Raw genomic sequence first — 8,698 nt, 5'->3', positions numbered from 1 at the left:
GTGGCATTGTCTAAAACCAGATGCTTTTGACTGCGGTGTACGTAATTAATCACAGACAGTGGTACATCTTGACAATTTTCTACGGGAATAGACGGTAAAAGTGTCACTTTATCCTCCGCAAAAGTGCCAGTAGCTTCTATGCAGAGGATATCGTTTTTCAGCAGCAGCAGCACTACTTTTTGAGCCGCCGCATTTTCTAAAATAATTTTGATTAATTTGGTCAACAATTTTTCTAGAACAATTTCACCGTTAATGGCTTGCGCCGACTTAATAAAAGTAGCTAAGTCTAATAAATCGCCTAAACTACTACTGGTAGTATTTCCCGTGGTTGTGCGAGTTACATCGAGGGTTGGGGTGTAAATTATGCGCGTCTGTGCTGCTAAGAAAGGATGTGTTAATTCCAAGTGTTTAACTTTAGCTGTTGCTCCCCAATGGATATATCCATAATAGGCTTTAGTCAGATATGCTTGAGAAACTATCTCTTTACCCAAAGCTTGATAAAATTCTCCTGCTAATTCATAGGCTAATGCTTCCTCTTGAATATAACTATTTTTGGCAGCTCCATCAATTGCGCGATCGTACAATTCCATTGCTTCGATATTTTTCCCCAACACTCGCGCTTTCTCGGCTGCTACCAAGTCGTATTTGTGTTGATAATTCATCGGAGCATGAACTGCCCATTTTTTCATCTTCTTTTGGTTGTGCAGCACTTTTTTCAGATATTGTTTTTGTTCCCCTTTGCGAGTTGCTGGATACAAAGCGAGGAGACTGAGAGAAAAGTAAAAATTATTCACGGCAACTACATAAAGTCCGGATGCGGCTTCTGCGTATTTCTCAAATAAGCTTGTATTTTCCCAGGCTTCCGCGTAGTTTCGGAAGAGAAAATTAAGCATAGTTTTGGCATTGTAGACCAAACAAACTACCATAAAGCTTTTAGCTTCTATTAAAATTGGGAGGGTTTTGAATTCATTAAAGCTCTCCCCAACTAAATTACATGGTTCGACAGTTGTGCTACACAAATTGAGGGCTGTCTGTCTCTCTACACTTATATACTGTACAGCCATTTCTAGTTGAGATTGCTGCATTAATTTCACATACTTATCAGTCTCCTGTTCAACCAGATCGAGACGCTCTCCCATCGACAGTTTATAAGTACAATATATATTAATAGAATAAGCAGCATATTCTAACTCTCCAGTTTCCATCCCGGTTTGAAAACCTTCCTTAATATCGCCTAATCCTGACTTGAGATCGGTTTTCCATTGTTGAATAAAAGAACCAAAGACTGCATAAACTCTACTTTTGATTGAACGGGATGGAAATTTGCCTAACAGCCTAATTGCCAGTTGGCCGAATTGGTATGCCAAACTAATGTCCCCTAGTCTGCACAGAATTATGCCATAATAAACGTAGGCAATACTTGCATAAGGCGAATTGCCATATTTAATGCACAGCTTGACCATCCTAAAGGTAAGCAGCGGTACCAGTAGGGGTTTAGCCTGAATAGCACTGCTGAGAATCCTTGATAAAATTCCCATGGCTGCTTTTTTGTCGGGATCTGTCATTTCGGGCAAGTTAGCTAAATCCTCAATTCGTTTTAATCCCAAGCTCAGTTTTGTATTAATCAGTCCCGCCACAATATTTAGCGTCTTGGGATTTTGAGGAAAAGAAATGCCTAACAGTTTCAGGACTTCCAGTCCTGTATTGAGAGCTTCTAACGGTCTATTCTGAGCATTATAAGACTGGATTTGAAGTTCATAAACATTCACTTTTTCCAGTAAATTATTAGATTTATTGATTACGATATCAACCAATTTTTTTGATTTTTCATAGTTAATGTTTAAGTATTCAGCTTCTGCCGTTGACTCGTAAATTGCTAACGTTAATTCATAGTGACTTTGCCAACAATCCGCAGGCAATAACTCCATAGCAACCCGCAAATACCTAACGGCAGCTTCATAAGCAGTCGCCGCTTTTGCCTTGCGTCCAGCAGTTAAATTTAATTGTGCCAACTGAGTTTTTTCTGACTGTTGGCTAATCGTGTCAATTCCGACATTCAATTGATTGACGATATCAAAGATGTTTTCTTCTAGCTTGTCTGGTAGAGTATTTTTTAACAGTAATTGACCGATTTTTAAATGGGTGGATTGCTTTTGATCTTCGGGAATTAGCGAATAGGCGGCTTGCTGAACGCGATCGTGCAAAAATTTGTAACTAACGCGCGAAGTATCTAAATTGAGATTGATTGATTCGGCTCGATCGAAAACTAAAGGAATACGATAGGCATCGTTCAAGGGCAGAATTAACCCGGCTTGCAAAGCTGAATAAAGTTCAGTAGCTGTAGTATTACCTGACTCTTCGCTGACAAGTGACAGCACATCTAGAGCAAATTTATCTCCCACGCAAGCTGCTAGCTTCAACACTTCTTGCGTGGGTGCGGGCAGCTTTTCAATGCGAGAAGCTACCAGTTCCACTACACTTTTATCGGTGATTCCAATGGCTTGGATTTCATTGATACTCCAATACCAGCCACTTTGACTTCCCTCATTTGTAATTTGATTAAATTCAAACTTTAAAAGAGAGTCTTGATAAAGTGCTTGAAGTAATTGGGTCAAGAAAAAAGGATTGCCACCCGTTTTATTCCCGATTAACTCGGCTAAATTTGTTACTTTTTCTGTGCAACTGTTAAGTGTTTCAGTGACTAATTCTGTCACATTGGCTAAATCCAGCGGCTGCAACACGATATTGTTGACTATTGTACCAGTTTTTTCAATTTCTTCTACAGTCTGAATTAAGGGGTGGCTCGGACTAACTTCATTGTCTCGATAGGCACCGATTAGCAACAAATATTCTTGATCTGGGTCAGTTATCAGTATTTGCATCAACTTTAATGTTGCTGAATCTGCCCACTGCAAATCGTCTAAAAAGATAACTAGGGGGTGTTCTTTTTGGGTGAAAACACGAATAAATTCTTTGAATACCTGATTGAAGCGATTTTGGGATTCTACAGGGGCGAGTTCTGGGACTTCTGGCTGTTTGCCGATGATTAATTCAACTTTGGGAATTACGTCGGCAATTACTTTGCCGTCTGTTCCCACTGCTGTTAAAATTTTAGTGCGCCATATTTCTAATGAAAGTGAAGTTTCTGTTAGCAATTGTCGCAGCAAGGAGTTAAATGCTTGGATTAATGAGGCATAAGGAATGTTGCGTTTTAATTGGTCAAATTTGCCGCTGATGAAGTAACCTTTGGATCTGGTAATTGGTTTGCTAACTTCGTTGACTACGGCTGATTTACCGATACCGGAGTAGCCTGATACTAGCATTAATTCGCTGCTTCCTGACGGGGGCTGGTTTTGGTCTAAGGTTGCTGGTTTTCCTAAAAAATTGTTAGCTAAGCCCCCTCTTACACGTTCAAATGCTGCTAGCAATTCATTAACCTGATTTTCCCGACCGTACAATTTTTGGGGTATTAACAATTGGCTGAGAATATCTAAGCGTCCGGGGAGAAAGTCGGCAATTTGTCCTGTGGTTTCTAACTGATGCAAACAAATTTCTAAGTCTGCTAACAATCCGGCCGCACTTTGATATCTATCTTCAGCATTCTTTGCCATCAATTTCATCACTATCTCTGAGATGGCTACAGGTATTTCTGAATTGATTTGATGGGGATATATTGGTTGAACTGCGATGTGGCTGTAAACTATTTCTAAGGGGTCGTTGCTGGGGAAAGGCAATTTGCCTGTCAGCATTTCATAGAATGTGATACCAAAGGAATAAAAATCTGTCCGGTAGTCGAGGGTTCGGTTCATTCTCCCGGTTTGTTCGGGTGACATATAGGCTAATGTGCCTTCGACTGAGTTGGGATTGTTAAATTGCGGATTTTCTTTGTTGAGTGTTGTAGCAATACCGAAGTCTGTGAGTTTTACTTGTTTTGTTTGCGAGTTAATTATGATGTTGCTGGGTTTGATGTCTTTGTGAATAATGTGCTGAAAATGCAGGTACTGTAAGGCTTTGACAATTTGGATGGCGATGTTTAAATTTGCTTGCAGGCTCAAGGTTTCTCTTTCCAGCAGTTTTGCGAGGGATTCGCCACCAAAGTCTTCTAAAACGATTCCTAATCCGTGGTCAAATGTTTCAAGACTGATGGCTTTGACGATTTGTTCGCTGTCTAAATTTTGGCGGATTTGATATTCGTGTTTGAGCCTGGTAATGGCTTCGAGGGTGGGATATTCAGCTTTGAGGACTTTCAGAATTGCTGGGGCAGCTTCTGTCGGTGTTTGTCCGCGATAGACTATTGTTTCGACGCCTTCGTGCAGAGTAGAATTTATTTGGTATTCGGATAAGGTTAACATCACTTAATTTAGAAATTACAGGAGCTAATAATTATTAGATTAACACTACTTGATATTAATTTTGTGTGATTGTGAGCGTGTATTTTGCAAGTCCCAATCACCCGAAATATACACTAAGTGAAAATGTGGGCTTGCTCGTTGGTGTCAACAAACATCTTAAATGTAATCTCGGTCTTGTGTTTGAGTCCCGAATGCTTTCGTTCCACCGTTTTTCCGGGGATGGGAGCGATCGCACTGGGTCTCAAACAGCAGGAGATGGGAGCGATCGCACTGCGCCTCAAACAGGCAATTAAACGGGTTCTCAATCGCTGACTACCGTAACTTCACAGATAATAGTAGAAATAGATTCCGGTTCAGGCAAAATACGCACGCGGGCGAATTTTAAACCGCTGACTCCTTGTTGTGATTCTACCATGCCCGTCTGAACTTTGGACTCTACCCAACCTTCGCGAGACAAGTACCGCAAGTATTGCTGATATTCTTCCCACTCCTCCTCGGTGGAATAAACAACAGTCAACATCCCTGACTGGGTAATTCGCTCTTGTGCATCTTTGTCCACGGCTTTTTCAATCCGCTTTTTGACAAGTTCGTAGCGGATGTCGCGAGTGCCTTTGACATCAAACATTTTTTCGGTATTTTCGTTGTGAAAAATGTCGATCGTGGTATTCTGCACTAAGACTAAATGTGCGAGTTCCATGTTAATTTGAGACTCGGCTTGCAGGCGAAAAACAGTGCGACCGCAGTCGCAAATTGCTCGCAGTTGTTCGTACCGCAAACTGTGCAGGTGAAACTGGCTAAATTTGGGGTCGATCGATTTTCCTACATAAATCATGTGATCCATGCCATCGGTGCATTCGATGTCGCAGTAGTGGGGCAAAATTTGCTGCATTTTTTCTTGCCAGCGGGCCCAAGTTTCTTGGAGTTTGGTGCTGATTAAGTTCAGCATTTGGTCGTAGCGATTGCGATCGCTGTAAACGCAGTTATGTTCATTTTCACAGGCTGCTTGGTAAGCTTCAACGGCTTCCTGAACCTTGGATCCGCACTGCACAAAATAGTCAAAATATACTTCTAAATGCTCGTTTAAATACTCGGCGGCTCGCACCTCCATATCGACTGTTACTTTTTGTTTTAAATGCTGGATGTAGTCGAGCAAGTCGAGCCGCAGTTGCTCTCCGAGGTGGGTAGTTTGTGTTTCGCAAACGGCATCAACTATGACTAAACCTAAGCGGAATTGTTCCAGCAAATCTGTTTGAATGGCTCGGTTTCTTTCGTCGCTAGAACCGCGAATGTCCGAAATTCCGTACAGCGGATGAACATCAGCAAATACGATTGTTTCTGGAGGTAGTCCCCAACTTCGCCTTTCTGCTTCTTGGGCGAACCGCCACTCAACTGCGGGGTGGATGTTGTGAATGTGGGTAAACCTTTCCTGGATGGCTTGCCGCAGGGCTGCAATGAAGGCGGGAATGAGCTCTTGGGCGTGTTGAGCGTCAATGCCGTTGAAGTGGTTTGGCCGATCGCACAACAGCCCCACGACTCCCAAAATCCGTTGCCCGCACCCCTCACGGGTGACGGATTTGACTACCAGGGGCACCAGCAGCATCGATCGAGTTCCCATTCTCCGCAAAGTTCGATCGCACTCGGTTTCGCACTCCCTACGCAAGTCTGGCACATTCCAAACTTGATTTGCTGCTGTGGCCTTCAAAAAGTGAGAAGCTTCTAGGGAGTGCATTGAATAAAGAATCGGCTGCAAATGTTGACCGTCTTTTGCAACTAATAGCTGTACCTGATCGCCGTCGGGGCGCAGCAGCAAAGTGCCGTCAGCATTGAAGAGCGATCGCAAACACCGATCGATTTTCTCAAATTTGTCTGGCCGCAGCATCGAATCTCGATCGATCAATAGCTGAGTCAGCCGCCGAATTTGCTCCTGCACAGTGACATCAAAACCTTCTAGCAGCAGCAAACCTTCTACGCGATAATTATCCAACTGCAATCGATCGGCTAAATTTTCCAGTTGATTCGGCTGCATCAGCCAAGCTTCCCGTTCCGCACCAGGCATTAATCTTAAAGAAATATCCGCAAATTCATCTATTTTTGAGTCAATTCGAGTAATTTTTAACTGTTCCGAACCCAGCCAAAATTCTATAAATCTGGGTTCTCGGTGTTTGGGGTTTTTTACACTTGCCGTGACAGGTTCGTCTAGCACCCGCAAACCGTCGATGTCAATTTGATAATATTGCTTAAATACCCAGTGCAAAAGATGGCGGTGGTACAACTGTTCTACTGTTTTGCCGTCCCCATCCTCGAACAGTTGCAGCAGAGTGATGCCGGTTTCTGCAAACAAACCGTTGGTAGATGGAGTTGCCAAGGACGTTTCCTCCCAACCGGCCAAGCGGCAAAATGCTGCGTTAGCGTACCGCAGGGCAAAAGTTCCTGGTTGCATTACTGCGATTAAAACACGGCGGTCGCCGAGAAATTGAAACAATCGCTGTAAATCTTGTTTCCACGTTTTCAAGGGTTCAATTTCAGAAGATTGACTGGGTACTTGACCCGCCAAAGCTTCCAGTAGCTGTTCTATACTTGGTTCGCTGGGCAGGTTGTTACTGTCTTGCTTTGTTGGGACGATATCTGTCGCTGGCAGTGATTTTACGGAGTTGTTGTTTTGATGGGAAGACGATTTAGGAGTAGACATGAGTAAAACACCTGAAAGCAGTGGATTTTGCCAAAAAATATCAGCGATCGGCGATTATGGCTTTGTAAAGAGCTTAGATCCTGTGTGTAAAGTTTGTGTATGGGTCTCGGAAACTGGGTTTTTTCTCGGACGATGGGCCCAGGGACTTTTACTTTTATTCACAAACAACCTCTCAGTCTCGACGTTATAGGTGATATTAACGTGTTTACCGCCTGGGGGGTAACACCCATTATAAGCGGTACGCAGTAGCGGATAGTGTCAGCAACTAATGCTATTTGACTCTGATGCGAGATCTATAGCAGGTTTGGGTTGAATGAAGCACAGCCCTGGTAATTGGGAATTGGGAATTGGGAATTGATAACTTATACGCTCGCGTAGGCGAAGTATTGGTAATTGTAATTGACTATAGACCAGCAGGTTGCTGGTCATTAATTGAGAAAATAAAAGTTGCCACCCAAATTCAAACATCCTTGCTATTTGGCTAGGGAATAATTAAAATGTATAATACAGCTAACAGGATTTTTTAAAGGACATAGTTATGGCTTTAACGGTTAACAATCTTATCAGCGATGTGGCGGGATTTCCTGTATTTGCTGGCGGCGGGCCACGTCTTTTGGCATTCGCTACACCCGATGAGATTAACGTAGGGAATGGAAATTTGTCCTCTTTTCCCTGGGGAGTTTGGGGACTTGATGGCAACGATACTATAGGAGGTTCATCGGATTCCAACGAACGTCTGTTAGGAAATAATGGCAATGATATTATCGGTGGTGGCGACGGAAATGACATCATTTACGGCGGGAAAGATGACGATCGCCTGGATGGAAATGATGGCAACGACGTAGTTAGGGGCGACGCCGGAAATGACCTGATCTTCGGAGGGTTCGGGAACGATATCCTGCGGGGAGGGCAAGGAGACGACGATTTAGAAGGCAATGAAGGCGACGATTTCTTAGCAGGCGATCGGGGAGTTGACGTACTCACGGGAGGCCTCGGTGGTGATATATTCGTGCTCAGAAGCAACGATGAAGCATTTGGTATAAATGGAGCAGATGTCATTACCGATTTTAACTTTGACGAGGGCGATCGCATCGGTTTGACGGACGGTTTAACAGAACTAGACCTTTTCTTTGAAGACAACAATTTGATTGCTTACGATAATGACGGAATTATCAACGACATGGTGATTGAGAACATAATTACCGGACAGATTGTCGGGATAGTTTTAAATACCAACAGCTTTGAACTTACTGGTGCATTTGAACAAGCGAGTCCGTTTGCATTGGCAGTTAACGGTTCTCAATTCCAGTTTTTAGCTTAGTTATGTGTAGGGAATTAGACGAGCGATCGGGCTAGTTCTGGGTAGGGAAACAGCAGTGCCGTTTCCCTACAGATAGCGGGCAGGCTATCTATACGCCACCGTACTTTGCAGCATTGATATTACAACATTTATGCCTTTAGAGATTTTTTAGCCTCATCTAAAAGTAGAAATTTAAAATCGGGGAAAGTAAATACAGCACTTGCCGATTTTATGAGATTCAATGAAGTGAAAAGCACCTGATAGCTAAAGCTCATGAAATCCTATTATTGAGACCTCCGCTCAAAAATAGTGACAGCGCATTTGGCAGAGAAGATGTCAAGCGAGAAAAGTAGCTGC

4 protein-coding genes are annotated in these 8,698 nt (G+C 43.0%); 2 read left to right on the top strand and 2 right to left on the bottom strand.

All coding sequences use genetic code 11. The features are described 5' to 3' along the window. The coding region (locus QUA45_RS26430; protein ID WP_333222740.1) for a serine/threonine-protein kinase PknK at positions 1–4,352 on the bottom strand (4,352 nt) is incomplete at its 3' end. A 180-nt stretch (positions 4,353–4,532) separates the two neighbouring features. Between QUA45_RS26430 and QUA45_RS26425 the strand changes: the two genes are divergently transcribed. Beyond that, the gene (locus tag QUA45_RS26425) at positions 4,533–4,664 is read left to right on the top strand and encodes a hypothetical protein (RefSeq protein ID WP_333222738.1); all 132 of its coding nucleotides are present in this window, start codon (positions 4,533–4,535) and stop codon (positions 4,662–4,664) included. On the opposite strand, the gene QUA45_RS26420 is transcribed toward QUA45_RS26425, so the two are convergent. Next, positions 4,654–7,041 carry a GAF domain-containing protein gene (locus QUA45_RS26420; protein WP_333222736.1) on the bottom strand — a complete coding sequence of 796 codons (2,388 nt, stop codon included), beginning with the start codon at positions 7,039–7,041 and terminating at the stop codon, positions 4,654–4,656. The two genes, QUA45_RS26425 and QUA45_RS26420, sit on opposite strands and share 11 nt — an antisense overlap. A gap of 538 nt (positions 7,042–7,579) precedes the next feature. Between QUA45_RS26420 and QUA45_RS26415 the strand changes: the two genes are divergently transcribed. Next, positions 7,580–8,362, top strand: coding sequence for a calcium-binding protein (locus QUA45_RS26415; RefSeq protein ID WP_333222734.1), 783 nt, complete (start codon positions 7,580–7,582; stop codon positions 8,360–8,362). Positions 8,363–8,698 lie beyond the last annotated feature (336 nt).

Origin of the sequence: Microcoleus sp. Pol12A5, assembly GCF_036701435.1 — a bacterium.
Classification (GTDB): Bacteria; Cyanobacteriota; Cyanobacteriia; order Cyanobacteriales; family Microcoleaceae; genus Microcoleus.
This window is presented reverse-complemented; position numbering and strand designations above follow the sequence as displayed.

Excerpts from the sequence above, each read along its gene's own strand:
- QUA45_RS26420 (WP_333222736.1), bottom strand. The coding sequence starts at position 7,041 with ATGTCTACTCCTAAATCGTCTTCCCATCAAAACAACAACTCCGTAAAA.
- QUA45_RS26415 (WP_333222734.1), top strand. The coding sequence starts at position 7,580 with ATGGCTTTAACGGTTAACAATCTTATCAGCGATGTGGCGGGATTTCCT.